At 60.9% G+C, this 16,424-nt stretch carries 17 protein-coding genes; 15 read left to right on the top strand and 2 right to left on the bottom strand.

Features of this window, described 5'->3' with window-relative positions; all coding sequences use genetic code 11:
* The first annotated feature begins 24 nt into the window (after positions 1-24).
* The 15 genes from K663_RS20465 to K663_RS20395 all read left to right on the top strand — a co-directional run bounded on the left by K663_RS20465 (position 25) and on the right by K663_RS20395 (position 15,007).
* Positions 25-801: an SDR family NAD(P)-dependent oxidoreductase gene (locus K663_RS20465; RefSeq protein ID WP_062121776.1), complete on the top strand. Its 777-nt coding sequence runs from the start codon at positions 25-27 to the stop codon at positions 799-801.
* Between the two features lie 190 nt (positions 802-991).
* Positions 992-2,242: a cytochrome P450 gene (locus K663_RS20460; RefSeq protein ID WP_158511241.1), complete on the top strand. Its 1,251-nt coding sequence runs from the start codon at positions 992-994 to the stop codon at positions 2,240-2,242.
* A complete protein-coding gene (locus K663_RS20455) occupies positions 2,239-2,571 on the top strand; it encodes a Rieske (2Fe-2S) protein (protein ID WP_062121774.1) in 333 nt (110 codons plus the stop codon). The genes K663_RS20460 and K663_RS20455 overlap by 4 nt, the downstream gene beginning before the upstream one ends.
* A gap of 37 nt (positions 2,572-2,608) precedes the next feature.
* On the top strand, positions 2,609-4,333 hold the full coding sequence (locus tag K663_RS20450; RefSeq protein WP_062121773.1) for a diflavin oxidoreductase: 1,725 nt from the start codon (positions 2,609-2,611) through the stop codon (positions 4,331-4,333).
* Positions 4,334-4,404: 71 nt separating this feature from the next.
* Complete coding sequence (locus tag K663_RS20445; RefSeq protein WP_062121772.1) at positions 4,405-5,253, top strand: TauD/TfdA dioxygenase family protein; 849 nt, start codon at positions 4,405-4,407, stop codon at positions 5,251-5,253.
* Between the two features lie 44 nt (positions 5,254-5,297).
* Positions 5,298-6,056 (top strand): glucose 1-dehydrogenase, encoded by a 759-nt coding sequence (locus tag K663_RS20440; protein WP_062121771.1) that lies wholly within the window; start codon positions 5,298-5,300, stop codon positions 6,054-6,056.
* Between the two features lie 40 nt (positions 6,057-6,096).
* Positions 6,097-6,963 carry an enoyl-CoA hydratase/isomerase family protein gene (locus K663_RS20435; protein WP_062121770.1) on the top strand — a complete coding sequence of 289 codons (867 nt, stop codon included), beginning with the start codon at positions 6,097-6,099 and terminating at the stop codon, positions 6,961-6,963.
* A gap of 90 nt (positions 6,964-7,053) precedes the next feature.
* Complete coding sequence (locus K663_RS20430; RefSeq protein ID WP_062121769.1) at positions 7,054-7,938, top strand: enoyl-CoA hydratase; 885 nt, start codon at positions 7,054-7,056, stop codon at positions 7,936-7,938.
* A 30-nt stretch (positions 7,939-7,968) separates the two neighbouring features.
* A complete protein-coding gene (locus K663_RS20425) occupies positions 7,969-9,471 on the top strand; it encodes an AMP-binding protein (RefSeq protein ID WP_062121768.1) in 1,503 nt (500 codons plus the stop codon).
* A gap of 71 nt (positions 9,472-9,542) precedes the next feature.
* The gene (locus K663_RS20420) at positions 9,543-11,180 is read left to right on the top strand and encodes a GMC family oxidoreductase (RefSeq protein ID WP_062121767.1); all 1,638 of its coding nucleotides are present in this window, start codon (positions 9,543-9,545) and stop codon (positions 11,178-11,180) included.
* The gene (locus K663_RS20415; RefSeq protein ID WP_062121766.1) at positions 11,181-11,987 is read left to right on the top strand and encodes an enoyl-CoA hydratase/isomerase family protein; all 807 of its coding nucleotides are present in this window, start codon (positions 11,181-11,183) and stop codon (positions 11,985-11,987) included.
* Between the two features lie 57 nt (positions 11,988-12,044).
* Positions 12,045-12,806, top strand: coding sequence for an SDR family NAD(P)-dependent oxidoreductase (locus K663_RS20410; RefSeq protein ID WP_062121819.1), 762 nt, complete (start codon positions 12,045-12,047; stop codon positions 12,804-12,806).
* On the top strand, positions 12,806-13,615 hold the full coding sequence (locus K663_RS20405; RefSeq protein ID WP_083536058.1) for an SDR family NAD(P)-dependent oxidoreductase: 810 nt from the start codon (positions 12,806-12,808) through the stop codon (positions 13,613-13,615). The genes K663_RS20410 and K663_RS20405 overlap by 1 nt, the downstream gene beginning before the upstream one ends.
* Positions 13,616-13,645: 30 nt before the next feature.
* Entirely contained in the window at positions 13,646-14,434 is a 789-nt protein-coding gene (locus K663_RS20400) for an SDR family NAD(P)-dependent oxidoreductase (RefSeq protein ID WP_062121764.1), read from the top strand.
* Positions 14,435-14,749: 315 nt separating this feature from the next.
* Positions 14,750-15,007, top strand: a complete 258-nt coding sequence (locus K663_RS20395) for a hypothetical protein (RefSeq protein WP_062121763.1) — start codon at positions 14,750-14,752, stop codon at positions 15,005-15,007.
* Here the strand turns inward: K663_RS20395 and K663_RS20390 are convergent.
* Positions 14,994-15,635 carry a 3-oxoacid CoA-transferase subunit B gene (locus K663_RS20390; RefSeq protein WP_062121762.1) on the bottom strand — a complete coding sequence of 214 codons (642 nt, stop codon included), beginning with the start codon at positions 15,633-15,635 and terminating at the stop codon, positions 14,994-14,996. The genes K663_RS20395 and K663_RS20390 overlap by 14 nt on opposite strands.
* Positions 15,635-16,342: a CoA transferase subunit A gene (locus K663_RS20385; protein WP_145902390.1), complete on the bottom strand. Its 708-nt coding sequence runs from the start codon at positions 16,340-16,342 to the stop codon at positions 15,635-15,637. Before K663_RS20385 ends, K663_RS20390 begins: the two co-directional genes overlap by 1 nt.
* Positions 16,343-16,424 lie beyond the last annotated feature (82 nt).

Raw genomic sequence — 16,424 nt, 5'->3', positions numbered from 1 at the left:
CATAACAAATTGAGGAGAGATAACATGGCGGCGCGTTTTGACGGCAAAACGGTACTCATCACGGGTGCAGGAAGCGGTATCGGTCAGGAAAGCGCCTTGGCCTTTGCAGAGGCTGGCGCCGTGGTGGTAGGCATCGATCGCTCGCTAGATGGATTGGTCCGGACCGCCGAGATGCTCCGTGCCATCGACGCGCGTTTCGAGGCGATTGAGGCCGACGTGGCAAACGAGGACTCTGTTTTGGCTGCCGTCGAAGCGGCAAAGGCTGTCACCGGCCGGATCGACTGTGCCTTCAATAACGCCGGCATTACCCAATCGTCGACGCTCGCCGCCGATCTGACATTCGAAGAGTGGGATCGGGTGATGCGAATCAACGTCACCGGCGTGTGGCTTTGCATGCGCGCCGAAATCAAACTCATGCAGACCCAAGGCGGTGGAGCGATCACGAACACCGCGTCGTTCCTCAGCCATCACAGCATGCCGATGCAGACCGCCTATGCCTCGAGCAAAGCGGCCGTAGTGGGACTCACGAAGAATGCGGCAATCGAATACGCCACCGCGGGCATTCGGATCAATGCGGTTGCACCTGGCGGCATTCCCACAGGTATGATGGCACAGAGCTTGTCGGGCCTGGAACATGAGCAGGCGGACGCTGCGCGGCACGCCATTGCCGAGATGCACCCTATGAAGCGGCTCGGCAGGCCCCGTGAAATCGCCCAGGCCGTGATGTTCTTGAGTTCCAACGAAGCAGAATTCGTGACCGGAGTGTGCCTCCCGATCGATGGTGGCTGGTCCGCACTGTAGCGGGATCGGATGCCGTCTCCGATTAGTCCCCAGCATCGGTGACATACACGGCGGCGCGCTCGCCCTAGTTTCCTCTATGAAGTTTCAAGCGGTGGATGCGTCGGCCAAGAGCCCCGCGCTTCCCCAATGGGAGAGTATGAAAATGGACACCGCGCCACAGGCACCGCAGTCCAAGTGTCCGGTTTCGCGTGTGACGATCGACACGCTTGATACCATGCAGACAGTCCTTCGCTCCAAGGCGGTCGAGGAAAATGCCGACGTGTCGGCCGACAATTATGTTTGCCCGAGCGCCCTTGCCGAAATCAACGTCCGCGAGTTCCAGCAAGGCAACCTCGCCATGAGCAATGGCGACGTCCATCGTCAAAGAAGGCGCCTGCTCAATTCGTTGGTACGGCCCGAACAGCTCGTGCGCTTTCGCGAGGATATCATTCTTCCGTCGGTCGATCGGTGGATGGGTCGCGCGGTCAAGCGCAACGAGGAAGGGGCGTTCGGCTGCGACCTGGCTGGGGTGGTCGAGCTCATTTTCCTGGAGTTCGCGGCAAAGATCATCGGCATCGAAGGCGTCGAGTCCGAAGAAGGGATGGCCCGCCTTCGCGGGTGCGCCCTGCCGATTTTCGGCGGCCTTAGTGCGGCGCATTTCGAAGATCGTGAAGGTGTCACGACTGCCGGGATCGAAGCGAAGAAGGTCTTCGTGGAGGAGTTTTATCGACCGTCACTGGAGCACACGCGTCGGCAGCTGCAAAGACTGGCGGCGGGCGAACTGACAGAAGACGACGTGCCGCTCAATCTTCTGCAGATGATCGCGACACAGGCCCATGAAACCTACGCCGATGAGGATGTCGGCATCAAGGAGGCTATCCTCTTCTTCGTTGCGACGACCGGGACCAGTGTTCAGGCGGTGCTCTCTACCGTCGAGTATCTGCTCGACTGGTTCGAAAAATATCCGGCCGATCGGGCCTGCATCGAAGACATGGAATTCGTCAGCAACGCGCTGCAGGAGGCCTTGCGCCTGCGTGCCCCCTTCGTTCCGTTCCTTACCCGCTTGGCGGTCGACGACCTCGATGCCGGTGATGTCCAGCTGAAGGCTGGTGACGAAGTCCAGGCATGGGTGGCGCGAGCCGGCCGAGATCGCGCGATCTTTGGCGACGATGCCAATGAATTCAATCCGCGGCGCGAGATTCCCGAAGGTATAAGCAGGTATGGCCTCGCCTTTGCAACCGGCGCCCATCAATGCCTCGGCTTGCGTGCCGTGCTCGGCAACGACGGCAAGAGCGGCAGCCATCTGAAGCTCGTCCAGGGTTTGTTCCGTGCAGGGATCAGGCGCGATCCCAAGCTTCAGGCACAGACCTTGCCGCTCAAGGCCTCCGACGATCCAAGGGACCAGATCCCCACGTACATCTCCTTCCCCGTCATTCTCGACAACTGGAGCGCGCGCGCATGAACAAGGTGGAAATCCTCAAAGTCAGTGACCTTCCGCCCGGCGAGATGCGCAAGGTCGAAGTTGGCCATCGCACGCTCTGCGTCGCGCACATCGAGAATCACGGATTCCGCGCGATCGATGATCGGTGCACCCATGAGGATGAGTCTCTGAGCGAGGGCTGGATCTGCGGAGACAGCGTCGAGTGCCCCGCGCACAGTTCCCGTTTCAGCTTCCTGACGGGCGAGGTGACCGGCGTGCCGGCATGGATCCCCGTCAAGGTCTATGACGTCGAGGTCGAGAACGACACGATTTATGTGACGTTCGACGATGTCGAGGCGGCGTCCGCGTGATCTGCAGGGGCAACCTTTCAGTCGGAGGGCACCCGCGGTGACGCTCAGCGAAAGCACTTTCGAGCCGCAGCGAGGTCAAGGCGACACTCTTGGGGAGCCCCATGTTGCGTATGCCAATGGCGGGCAGAGCAGCGATGGCAATGTGCCCTCGGGCCATGTGACGATATTGTTCGCGACTGAGACCGGGGCCAGCGAGGAGGTCGCGAAAGCTCTCGGCAAGGCGATCGACCAGAACGGGTTGACGTCGCGCGTCATGGATATGGCCGACGCGGACATCTCCGAACTGGGGGAGACGGAGATCGCCCTGTTCGTCGCCAGCACGACGGGTGATGGTGATGCGCCTTATGCCGCGGAAAGTTTCTTTGCTGCGCTCGGCGCCGCTGAAGCCGGATCGCTCGGACATCTGCGCTATGCCGTGCTGGCCCTCGGCGATTCGACTTATGAGCACTTCTGCGCAGCGGGGCGTCGTCTGGACACTTCCCTCGCGGCGCTGGGCGCAAAACGGATTTTGGACCGGATAGATTGCGACATCGACTATGAGGAACCGGCTGCCGAGTGGCGCGCGGCGGTTCTCCAAGCGATCGTGCAGAAGCCTTTGGCGTTGCAGGATGCTCTCGGCCCCAGCGGGCCGGCGGCAGCGCGACGCGAAAAATATCGGCTGATCGAAGGCGTCGTGGTCGACAGCCGCGTTCTGACGGGTCCAGGCTCCAGCAAGGCGACGCGGCACCTGGCTCTCGAGCTGCCTGAGCTGGCGGACGCGGCTTATGAACCCGGCGATGCCCTTGGCGTCATCGTCGAGAACGATCCGGCGCTGATCGATGCGGTCCTTGAAGCGGGCGGGCTCAATGCCAAAGCAATCGTTACGCTCAAGGGGGAGTCCCTTCCACTTGATGAAGCGCTTCGCCTTTATCTGGACATCGCCGCAGTGACACCCCGCTTTCTGGGGGCCTGGGGCGCAGCATCGCACAATGACATGCTCGCCGGCGTCGCGCTCGCTCCCGACGCGGGCGAACGAACCGCGCTGATGCGCAACCATCATATCGTCGATATCATGCGGAGATATCCTGCCGCTTCTCTCGACGCTCAGATCTTTGTCGAAATGCTTCGGCCTTTGCAGCCCCGGCTCTATTCGATTGCGTCCAGCCTCAAGGCGTCGCCTCGGCAAGTGCATCTGACCATAGCGCCTGTATCCTATTCCCTTTGGGGTGAGCAGCGCCGTGGCGTCGCAACCGGGCAGCTTTGCGAACGGACCCCGATCGGCTCTCGGCTTCAGGTCTATGTGCATTCCAACGCGCATTTCCGGCTGCCGGCGGCGGGCGTTCCCATCATCATGATCGGAGCTGGCACCGGTGTCGCCCCCTATCTCGGCTTTCTACAGGAACGCGCCGCGCAGGACGGTGCTGGCCGGTCCTGGCTCGTCTTCGGCGAACGAAATCGCGCGACGGATTTCCTGTACGAGGAAGAGCTGAGTGCGTTTCTTCGATCGGGCGTGCTGACGAGGCTCGATACGGCTTTCTCCCGCGACGAGATGAACAAGGTTTACGTCCAGCACCGGCTGCTGGAGCAAAGCGGCGAACTGTGCCGGTGGATCGCCGACGGGGCTCATATCTTTGTCTGCGGCGACGCTGCGAACATGGCGCCGGACGTTCATCGCGCCCTCGTCTGCGCCCTTCGCGACGGCATGGGCATCACGGACTCTGCCGCCGAGGCACTCCTGGGAACACTGCAAAGTGAGGGTCGGTACCAACGGGATGTCTACTGAACGATGAAAACGAAGCGGCGGACCTATAACCAAACCCGCCGCACGAGAAATTCCAGCATTTGGAGGTTGTGATGTCTGTCAAATCGGCAACGAAGATTACGAAGATCCAGCCATTCGGCGTCGAGGTCGATCTCGACCTGAGGGACGAGAAGAATGACGACGAGGTCGCTCGCCTGTTTAAGGAATATGGCTATCTCGTGTTCCGTGAGCAGGAGCTGACGCAGGATCAGCAAAAACGGGTGATGTCCAAGCTGGGCCCGGTCCTGGAAGATTTCACGACTGTCGGTTATGTCTCGAACACGCGCAAGGACGGTCTTCTGGGCGACTCTGAGGTCTCGTTCCATCTGGACTTCCTGTACACGCCGGTGCCGCTTCTGGGCATATCCCTCCACGGTATCGAAGTCCCGTACGAGGAAACCTGGACGCGCTTCGCAAGCGGCCGGCTGGCGCTCGAGGCGCTTGCGCCGGCGACCAGGGAACGTCTGCGGGGCCTGAAGGGCCTCAACCTCTTTTCCGCGAGCGAGGAAGGGTTGACCGGCCGCCAGCGCATTGAGGGTTATCCGGAAAATGCTCCGCGGGCCGAACACCCTCTCATTCATCGCGATCCCATCACGGGCCAGGAGGTGCTTTACGCGACCCAGCAGAACACCGCTCTCGTCATCGGTCTGAGCGAAGCCGAAAGCGAGGATCTGCTCTCCGAGCTGCACGTGCACCTCTATGCGGACTCGAATATCTACGAACATCGCTGGCGCAACGGCGACATCGTGATCTGGGCGAACCAGGCCTATCATCACGCTCGCGGCGGACTTGTTCCCGGCAAAACCCGCACCCTCCAGCGTGTCTGCATCACCGACGGAATGGCCGAAGATTATCGCCCCCCCATCCCCGATGACCGTCTGCCCGAGCACATGCGCAAGTAATGCGTCTCTGGAGTCGGTGATTGGGAGCAACACAGGTGAATGTGATGAATTGGAGCGGCCGCGTTGCCCTCATTACCGGCGCCGGTAGCGGAATTGGCCGGTCCACCGCACAGGAGTTTGCGGCGCTGGGCGCGAAAGTGGCTATCCTCGATCGTGACGAGGGTGCCGGCAGTGAAACGCTGGAGGCCATTCTTCGCGCTGGCGGCGAGGCGATCTTCTTGCCCACCGACGTCACCAGTGAGGACTCGGTAGCTGCGTCGGTGGCCGAAACCGTCAGCCGGTTCGGTCGGCTGGACGCGGCATACAACAATGCCGGAATATCGCCTGACACTGGCACCACCGTGGACTGCTCGCGGGAGCGTTGGGATCAGATATTCGCCGTGAATGTGACCGGCGTGTGGCTGTGCATGAAGCACGAGATCGAAGCCATGCTCAAGACCGGCGGTGGTGCGATCATGAACACGGGATCCGTGTCATCGCTTCGGGCAGCGCCGCAATTGCCCGCCTATGTGGCGAGCAAGCATGCCTTGATCGGTCTGACCAAGGTTACGGCTCTCGAATATGCCAAGCAGAACATCCGGGTGAACATTATATGTCCCGGCGTCATAGAAACACCGATGCTCGCAAAGAAAGCTGCCGAGGGTTTCTTCAGCATCGATCAATATGTCCAGTCGTCCGTGCCGATGAATAGGGCGGGAAGACCTGATGAAATCGCTTCGGCCGTCATATGGGCATGTTCGGAAGCAGCCTCTTACCTGACTGGAGCGACCCTCTCAGTCGATGGCGGAATGGTAATCGCCTGAAAAGTCGATTCAGAAATTTCAATTTAATGGAGAAGATGTGATGAGCGAGCGTCCTGAATATTTCGACAAGTACAAGACCCTCAAGTTCGAGCGGTCGGATGATGGTGTTCTTGTCGTACAGTGGCACAGTAATGACGGACCGGTGCTCTACGGCGCGGAACATCACTCCGAATGGGCCCCGGCTTTCACCGATATCGGTGGAGACCGCGGCAATCGGGTCGTCGTATTCACCGGCACGGGAGACGTCTTCATTGACCGCCATGGTGAGTGGGGCGTGCCTATCAAGACCCCCAGCAATTTCGACGTGCCCGCATGGGGCGAAAAGATGATGTTCCGTCGGCTTTTCGAAATCGAAGCGCCTTTGATTTGTGCCTGCAACGGCCCCGCGTTGATCCACGGCGAACTGATGGTCCTCGGCGACATCAATCTCGCATCGACGACCGCAGTCTATGCCGACGAGGGCCATTTCACGGCCGGCGAGGTTCCGGGCGATGGTGTGCATATCCTGTGGCAGGAACTGCTCGGGACGAATCGGGGCAAATATTTCCTGCTGACGGGCCAGCATATCGATGCTCACGAGGCGCAGCGTCTCGGTGTGGTCAACGAGGTGCTGAACCCGGAGGATCTCATGCCTCGCGCCCTGGAGCTTGCCCACCAGATGGCGACCTATGACGATCTCACGCTCCGCTACACGCGGCAGTGCTTCGTGGATCGCTGGAAACAGCTCTTCAACGATCAGGTCGGCGTCGGTTACGGCATGGCGTTGCAGGCCCTCTCCCACATGGACCGTGGTTGGATGGTCTGGGACAAGAGCAATGAGGGTCAGGAGACCTTCTCCAAGCTGCAGCGGCTCTATCCCAAGGACCAGGCGGACGCGGGCGCCGGACGGAAGCGCGACGCCGCCTGACCGTTGTCCGAGGCGCTTGAGAAAAGGGTCTCGAGCGCCTCGGGCACCGAGCCCCCCAACAAGAAAACCATACTGAAGAGGATTGCTGCGATGAGCGTTGGCCGAGCAGAGGTGTTTGAAACGATACTCGTCGAGAAGGTGTCGACCGACGTAGTACGGATCGCGCTCAATCGGCCCGAGAGCCGCAATGCCCAAAATGCGGCCATGCTTTATGAGCTCAACACGGCTTTCAACGAGGCAGCCCGGGACGACGCGGTCAAGGTGATCATCCTGGCCGCACACGGCAAGCATTTCTCCTCGGGACACGATCTTCGCGTGCCGGATTTCGTCGCGGAAATGGCCCCTTGGGATCCGGTCGGAACCTGGTGCGGGTTCGGCTGCGCAGGGGCGGAAGGCCGCATGGGGATCGAGAAGGAAATGTTCCTGGGGCTCTCCGAGCGCTGGCGCAACATTCCCAAGGTCACGATCGCCCAGGTGCAGGGAAAGGCCATTTCCGGGGGGCTGATGCTCATCTGGCCCTGCGACATCATCATCGCAGCCGAAGATGCGGAGTTCGCGGATAACACCGGCGAAATCGGTGTCGCGGGGGCGGAGTTTTTCAATCACCCTTGGGAGCTTGGTGTCCGCAAAGCCAAGGAAATGCTGTTCACCAGCGATTTCATCGGTGCACATGAAGCTCATCGCCTGGGAATGGTGAACCATGTGGTTCCCAACGAGGAGCTGCAAAGCTTTACCGAGGCGATGGCGAAGAAGATCGCCAGAAAGCCATCCTTCACGCTGAAGCTGCTGAAGGAAGCCGTTAACGCAGCACAGGACGCGCAAGGACGCGTGAATGCGATGGGGACGAGTTTCGCGCTGCATCAATTGAGCCATTCTCACAATGAGCAGGTTTTTGGCTTGCCGATTGACCCGACGGGACTGCCGGCCAGCGTGAAGGACAAGGCGGCCTGGAAGGGCAAGCCCGCGTCGGAGTGAGCGGGCGAGGGATTTTGGAGGATTTCGTCGATGGCCATATTTCCACTGGCTGAGATACCCGCGCGCGGCGCGGCGCTGCACGGGCATGATGCATGGGCGATCCGGCACGGCGACGATGTGATAAGCTGGGGAGACTTGGCCGATCGCGCGACGCGGCGCGCCCATGCGCTGCGCGCTGCCGGCGTAGAACCGGGCGACCTTGTTACGCTGGCGCTGCCGAACGGGTCGGCATTTTACGAACTGATGTTCGCGCTATGGACGATCGGGGCGACGCCGCACGTCGTGTCTTATCGCCTGCCGCTGGCGGAGCTTCAGGCGATTGTAGCCGTGGCTGGGCCCAGGATGGTGATTGCTTCCGACGAGGCGTTGCGGAGAGCTTTCGGCGCACAGCCGGCCGATTTCGGCCGGGGTCACGCCGATACCACCCCTCTGGAAGCTGTCATTGCGCCGCGCTGGAAGGCCATGTCTTCGGGTGGCTCTACCGGCCGTCCGAAGATTATCGTGGCCCCTGGGCCAAATACCTTCGACACCGAGCGCAAGCCGCCCCTTCGGTTTCCGGCGGATGGCCCCATCCTCGCCACGGGTCCGGTCTACCACAACATGCCCGTGACGACGAACATTCAGGCCCTGTCCGAAGGCCATTCCGTCATCGGGATGACGAGGTTCGATCCGGAAGAGGCGCTTCGCCTGATCGAGACGTTCGGCATAAAATGGACAAGCTTCGTGCCGACGATGATGATGCGGATATCGCGTCTGCCGAAGGAAGTGCGCGATAAGTACGATGTCTCTTCATTGGAAACCGTGTGGCATTGGGCCGCACCGATGCCGCCAGAACTCAAACAGGAATGGATCGACTGGATTGGTCCCGAGAAAATCTGGGAGCTTTATGGCGGGACGGAAGGGATCGTCACAACCATCCTGAATGGCGTTGAATGGCTGGCGCACCGCGGCTCGGTCGGACGCGCGCTCCTCGACAAGATCAAGATCGTCGATGAGGCGGGGAACGAGCTGCCCCGCGGCGAGGTGGGCGAGATCTTTGCCCTTCCGGCCGGAGGCCGGGGCTCGACATATAGTTACATCGGCGCCGACGCGCGCGTGACGGATGATGGGTTCGAAACCTTGGGCGATTTCGGCTGGATGGATCAAGAGGGATACCTCTATATCGCCGACCGTCGCACGGACATGATCGTGTCCGGGGGTGCGAACATCTTTCCTGCCGAGGTCGAGGGCGCACTGATGGCCCACCCTGGCGTGCAGGGAGCCGTTGTGATCGGCCTTCCGGACAGCGATTTCGGCGCTGCCACCCACGCCATTATTCAGCCAACCGACGGGGCACAGGGACATCTCACGTCTGACGAGCTCCTTTCCTTCCTGCGCGAGAGACTGGTGGCCTACAAGCTCCCGCGAAGCTTCGAGTTCGTAACCGATATGCTGCGCGACGACGCGGGCAAGGTTCGGCGACAGCAACTTCGCGAGGCCCGCATTGCGCCCAGCAACGACGGCGAATCCGATCCCCGTTCCGCGGTGGCCTGACGCCCGAACGGCCGTGCCGAGGCGCTACAGTTGAACCCATTTACGATCAGGCCTCGCCAGAAAGGAAGTATATGAACGACGAGGCGATAGTTGCCGACTACATCATTGTCGGTGGGGGTAGCGCGGGCGCGGTGCTCGCCAACCGTTTGAGCGAAGACGGAAAAACCAAGGTGCTCTTGCTTGAGGCCGGCGGGAAAGGCCGCTCCCTGATTATGCAAGTTCCTGCCGGTGTCGTGCAGCTCATCGGCAACAAGGAATATGACTGGCTCTACGCCCAGGATCCCGATCCCACCATCGACAACCGGACCTTTGCCTGGTCAGCCGGACGGGCCTTGGGGGGCGGCAGCGCCATCAACGGGATGGTCTATGTCCGCGGAACGCGGCGTGATTATGATCGGTGGGCCGAGGCTGGAGCCACCGGCTGGGGATTCAATGACGTCTTTCCCTATTTTCTCCGGTCCGAGACCTGGTCAGGTACGCCGAGCCAAGCCCATGGTTCACACGGTCCATTGACCGTCGCGCCGATGCGGCCCGGCTTCCATCCACTGACGCACACTTTCCTGAAGGCGTGTAACGAGCTGGGCATTCCAACGCTCGCCGAATATCAGGACGGCCAGATGGAGGGGGTATATCTCACTCACGGCTCGCAGCGTGACGGTTGGCGCTGCAGCACGGAAAAGGCCTATCTTCGTCCCGCCCGCTCGCGCAGCAATCTGGAGATTATCGTCGACGCCGATGTCGAGCATGTCGACTTCGAGGGTCGACTGGCGGTTGGGGTAACCTTCCGGCACAAGGGTGTCGAGCGCAAGGCGAAGGCGCGCGCCGAAGTCATTCTCTCGGCAGGCGCCATGGGTACACCCGCCTTATTGATGCGTTCCGGCATCGGACCCGCCGGCGTCCTGCTGGAGCACGGGATAACTGTTCGGCACGACGCACCACAGGTGGGTGCCAACCTTCAAGAGCATCCCGGCGTAGGCCAGAACAAATATGTAAATCGTCCGACGATGAACAGCCGGATGCGTCCGATCGACATTCTTGGCTATTTTCTACGCTACGCCTGGAACCGCAGCGGCCCCCTTTCCGCGCCGGCTGTGCCCGCGATGGGATTGGTCCGAACGCGCGCTGATCTGGATGAGCCGAACATCCAATTCCATTTCATGCCGCTGGGCTACGATATGGACCCCAACGCGACCTCCTGGGATTCGAAAGGACTGCCGAAAGAACAAATCATCACGCTTTACGCATCGGTTTGCCATCCGAAGAGTCGTGGCAGGGTGCTGCTCAATGCGGATCGTCGTCCGCGAATTGTCCATCGCCTCTTCGACGATGAGCGCGATCTCAGCACGATGATCGAGGGTTGTAGACTGATCAACCAGCTCTATCACACCCCGTCCATGCAGGCGCTTGTGGTCGCCGACCGCAATCCCAACCCGATACCGGAGAGCGACGACGAGTGGGCGGCGTTCGTGCGGGCCAAAGCGGCCCTCGGATATCATGCTGTCGGAACATGTCGCATGGGTAGCGACGACGGATCAGTGCTCGATCCCGCACTGCAGGTCCGTGGCGTGCAAGGTCTCCGTGTGGCCGATGCGTCGATCATGCCGACGCTGCCGAGCACCAACACCAATGCCACGGCCGTCATGATTGGAGAAAAGGCAGCCGACATCATCGCGAACAGAAAGATCGCAGCCCAACAGGCGGTCGCTTAAATGAGCGGCAGCGACGACATCAATCCCCTGGTGCGGATCGAACGAGAAAACGGGATCGCGGTGATAACCCTTTCCAATCCCGAAAAGGGAAATGCGCTGAGTGTCGACATGGCTGAAGCGCTGCTCCTACGGGTGGAGGAAGCGGCTGAAGATAGTACGATCCGATCCGTCTTGATGACGGCCGAGGGGCGCTTCTTCTGTGTCGGCGGCGATGTCAGGAGCATTGGCGCGGCCGGAGACGATGTGGGCGCGCTGCTGGATCGGATCACCACTCCGTTGCACAGGGCGATCGAGACACTGCTTCATATGGAAAAGCCACTCGTAGTGGCGGTGAACGGGCCCGTCGCGGGCGGAGGGCTTGGTCTCGCCGCGGTCGGCGACATTGTCTTGGCCTCCGAGGCTGCTCATTTCTCAATGGCCTATGCCGGGATAGGCTTCTCGCCGGACGGCGCCGCGACATGGTTACTGCCTCGCCTAATCGGGCTGCGCAGAACCCAGGAGCTCGCCTACGCCAACAGGCGCCTGACGAGCGCCGAGGCAGCATCGCTCGGTCTCGTGACGCGGTCGGTTCCGGACAAAGATCTTCGCCAGGAGGGGCGCGAGATGGCCGAACGTCTTGCTCGCGGTCCTGTGGGAGCTTTTGCTGCGGCACGGCGCCTTCTGCTGTCTTCCGATTGCGCTACCGCGAAGGCCCAGATGGATCTGGAGGCGCGGAGCGTTCGCGCGCAAGCGATGGGGGCGGAAGGTCGAGAAGGCGTATCGGCATTCCTCGGAAAGCGACAACCAGAATTCGCAGCGCTGCCATGACCGACGAACGGGCCAAGGGACCGATAAGCAATCGACATCGCAATAGGGAGAATGAGTGTGAAAATTGAGGGCCTGACAGCGATCGTGACAGGAGGGGCCTCGGGACTTGGCGCGGCGACTGCCAAAATGCTTGCGACAGAAGGTGCCAGGGTGGTGATCCTTGATCGGGATCCTGAGGCCGGCGAGGCGCAAGCCCGCGTGATCGGCGGCCGATTTTTCATAGCTGACGTCGGGGACGAGGAGGCTGTCGCAGAGGCCCTCGTGCAAGCAGAATCAGTTTTTGGGATCGCCCGGATACTCGTCAATTGCGCCGGCGTCGCTCCCTCCATCAAGACCGTTGGCCGCGACGGGAGCCCGCATAAACTCGCTGATTTCCGCCGCGCGATCGAGGTCAACCTCGTGGGCACGTTCAACGTCCTCAGCCAGTTTGCCGCAAGGCTGATCACGGCAGACCCGCTCGGCGAGGAGCGCGGGATCATCGTCAACACCGCCTCGATCGCCGCCTTCGATGGGCAGATAGGTCAGGCAGCCTATGCAGCGTCAAAGAGCGGGATTGTTGGGCTGACACTACCAGTCGCGCGTGACCTTGCTCGGGAAAAGATACGGGTCATGACGATTGCTCCGGGCATCTTCATGACTCCAATGATGCTGGGCTTTTCGCAGGCCGCCCAGGACAGCCTTGGGCAGCAGGTTCCGCATCCGAGCCGGCTGGGGCAGCCTGAAGAATATGCCGATCTCGTCCGATCGATCATCGTCAACCCTATGCTGAACGGCGAGGTGATCCGCCTCGACGGCGCAATCCGTATGGGACCGCGATAATGGTGCAGAGAACGCAAGCCCGGACAAACGGACCCCGCATTGACATGGGCGGCAGGATTGCGTTCGTGACGGGAGCTGCCAGTGGGATCGGCCGTCAGACGGCAAGGGATTTGGCCGAGGCCGGGGCGATGGTCTTCGCCGTCGACAGAGCGAGTAGCGGTTGCCTGGAAACCTGCGCAGCATTCCCTGACAGGATGTCTTACCTGCCCTGCGATGTCACAAAGCTATCGAGCGTTCGGGCGGCACTCGACGCGGTCTGGCAGGAGCACGGCGCTCTCGACATATTGATCAATTGCGCCGGCGTTTATTCGATGCAGCAGATGATGGATATCACCGAGGCCGAATATGACCGTGTCCTGTCGATCAACCTGAAAGGTCTCTTCTTTGTCAGCCAGATCGCCGCACGCTACATGGTCAAGGCGGGCCGAGGCGGAGCAATCGTCAATATCGCCTCGGCAGCCGCTCGCAGACCTTCGATCGGCTCCATGGTCTATTCGGCGAGCAAGGCGGCTGTCATCAGTTTGACGCAAGGGATGGCGCAGGAGCTGGCTGCACACGACATACGCGTGAATGCGATTGCGCCTGGCGCTGTCGAAACACCCATGTGGGACGCGGTCAAGAGTGCCTATCGAGAGGGCGAGACTGGCGACGGTCCGACGATCGAAACGGCCATGCGTAGCGTAACGCCTCTCGGGCGCCTCTGCCGCCCGCAAGACTGTGCTCACGCAATTCTTTATCTCTGCACGGAGCAGAGTGCGTTCGTCACAGGCCAGACGCTGAACGTCGATGGCGGCATGTATTTCAACTGACGGTCAGGCGGTCGTTCGAAAGGATTGGGCATGGGTCAACTCGAAGGACGCCGCGCGCTCGTCACGGGTGCCGCTGACGGAATTGGCAAGGCGATCGCGGAATCGTTTGCGCGCGAGGGCGCGCAAGTGCTGGCCATCGATGTGTCGGGCGAAAAACTGAATGCGGCCTTCGCACGAGATGCCGCGATAATCCCAATTGTTCAGGACGTCACTGCAACCGATGCGGCCGAGACCCTCGTTGTTAAATCGGGCGAATTGCTGGGCGGCCTCGATATTCTCGTGAACAATGCCGGCATCCCTGGAAAGCTGGCATTGCTTGAGGAAACTACCGATGCAAATTGGCACCAAGTCTTCGTCGTCAACGTCGACGCGGTTTTTCGCCTCACACGCGCTTGCGTTCCCTTGCTGCGATCGAGCAAATGCGGGCGCATCATAACCACCGCGTCCGTTTGCGCCGAGTACGGCCTTCGGCTCCAAGGCGCCTATGTCGCATCAAAGCATGCCGTTTCGGGCTTGATGAAAGGCTTTGCGATTGAGCTCGGCCAATATGGCATTACCGCGAACTGCATCAATCCGGCGAACACCGTCACCGGCATCACACGTGACTGGTTCTCGTCGGCGCAGTCCACCGAGGGTCGGGCCTATCTCGATGTGGCCTCGGTACTGGGCCGATACAGCCATCCGGAAGATATGGCAGCCGCTGCTCTGTATCTGGCGTCCGATGGAGCGGCCTACGTCACTGGCCAGTCCATTACCGTAGATGGCGGGATGACATGCCGCCTGCCGTCCTTGTCGCACGCCACACGCTACGAGTCCTGAACATCAGTCGGCGACGTTCGTTTTCGCTGGGAGGGCAGACCCATCGTGGCGGAGTGTGGATCCGCCGAAAGCAGACCGGGTAGGTTCAAGTCGGCGGAACGCTCCGCGCTCGTGCTTCATCATTTTCATCGTGCCGGTCACACCGAGACGATGCCAATTGCTCCGATGTTCGCTTCCGAAGCCAAATCCGCGCCCGCTGTGGCTCCTACGGAGACCATAGCCTGTCCGCCGTGCTCAATGCGCCCTTGCCTTGTAATCCCAATGACAACCAGCTCGATGTACCTCGCGCCTGCGACGGCGCTCGTATAGAACAATGTGCCGCCCAATCAACGCAGCGCCGCCGCCGCGATCCTGCTGCTGGTGCTCAATCTCTTGGGGACGGGGCTTGGGCCATGGTTCGTCGGGATTGTGAGCGAGGCGCTGACGTCGCATTTTGGTTCGCAGGCGCTTATCTGCGCTATGCTCGGCCTGACCCCTTTCTTTCCGATAGCCGCCGGCACGTTGTGGCTGGTCTCCCGTTCGATGGGGCGCGCCTCAACGGCTGCAGCAGGCACTACAGTCAATCGACTGTGAATGCTGCCTCGGTCTTGGATCTCAATTCATCCAGCGAGACGTCAGGCGCCAGTTCCGTCAAACGGAAGGGCGATGATCCGCGCACTCGACGCTCGAAGACCGCCAAGTCGGTAATGATCATGTCAACGACATTCGCGCCGGTCAGCGGCAGGCTGCAAGCCGCGCGGAACTTGGGCTCGCCTACTTTCGAGACATGGTCCATCAGGACTATGATCCGCGCGACGCCGGCGACAAGATCCATGGCGCCTCCCATGCCTTTGACCATCTTGCCCGGAACCGTCCAATTCGCCAGGTCACCATTCTGGGCGACCTCGAGTGCGCCCAATATCGACAGGTCGACATGGCCACCACGGATCATCGCGAAGCTCTCGGCAGAGTTCACGAATGAGGCGCCAGGAAGAGCGGTGACCGTTTGCTTGCCGGCGTTGATCAGGTCCGCATCGACCTCATCCTCGAGCGGGAACGGGCCCACGCCCAGCATCCCGTTTTCGGATTGAAACGTGACCTCGATGCCTTCAGCAAGGTAATTGGGAACAAGGGTCGGGACGCCGATGCCGAGATTGACATAATCACCGTCTCGGAGCTCGCGCGCCGCGCGTGCGGCGATGTCGTGACGTGTCCAAGCCATTACGCAGTCTCCATCCGAATCGTGCGCTGTTCGATTGGCTTCACATAGTCCGCGCCGACAAGAATGCGGTCGACATAAATGCCTGGCGTATGGATCTGGTCGGGATCGATCGCGCCCACGGGTACCAGTTCCTCCACTTCAACCAACGTGACCCTTGCGGCCGTCGCTGCGATGGGGTTGAAATTGCGCGCGGTCTTGCGGAAGATGAGATTGCCCTTTGTGTCCGCCTTCCATGCCTTCACCAGTGCCACGTCGGCAAACAGGCTTGTCTCCATGATATACCGCTCTCCCTCAAAAAAACGTTCCTCCTTGCCGTCCGCGACCAGCGTCCCGACGCCGGTCTTGGTGAAGAACGCCGGTATACCTGCCCCACCGGCCCGGATTCGCTCGGCCAGTGTGCCCTGAGGATTGAATTCCAGCTCGAGCTCGCCGGAGAGATATTGCCGCGCAAACTCCCTGTTCTCACCAACATAGGAGCTGATCATCTTCTTGATCTGGCGGGTCTGGAGCAGCACCCCGAGGCCGAAATCGTCCACGCCGGCGTTGTTTGAGATGACCGTCAATCCGCTGACCCTTGAATCGCGGACGCCCAGAATCAGCTTTTCCGGGATGCCGCAAAGACCGAAGCCTCCGGCGACGATGGTCATTCCATCCGACAGAACGCCATCAAGGGCGGCCTGAGCGCTTTCAACAATCCTAGGCAACATCCAGTCCTTCCGCTGCGGTACGGTCTGTTGGCCGTGGCATCGTTGCTCTCAGTCCAGCCGTCCCAATAGGCTCTGCCTAGCG

It is taken from the genome of Sphingobium sp. MI1205, assembly GCF_001563285.1.
In the GTDB taxonomy this organism is placed as follows: domain Bacteria; phylum Pseudomonadota; class Alphaproteobacteria; order Sphingomonadales; family Sphingomonadaceae; genus Sphingobium.
This window is presented reverse-complemented; position numbering and strand designations above follow the sequence as displayed.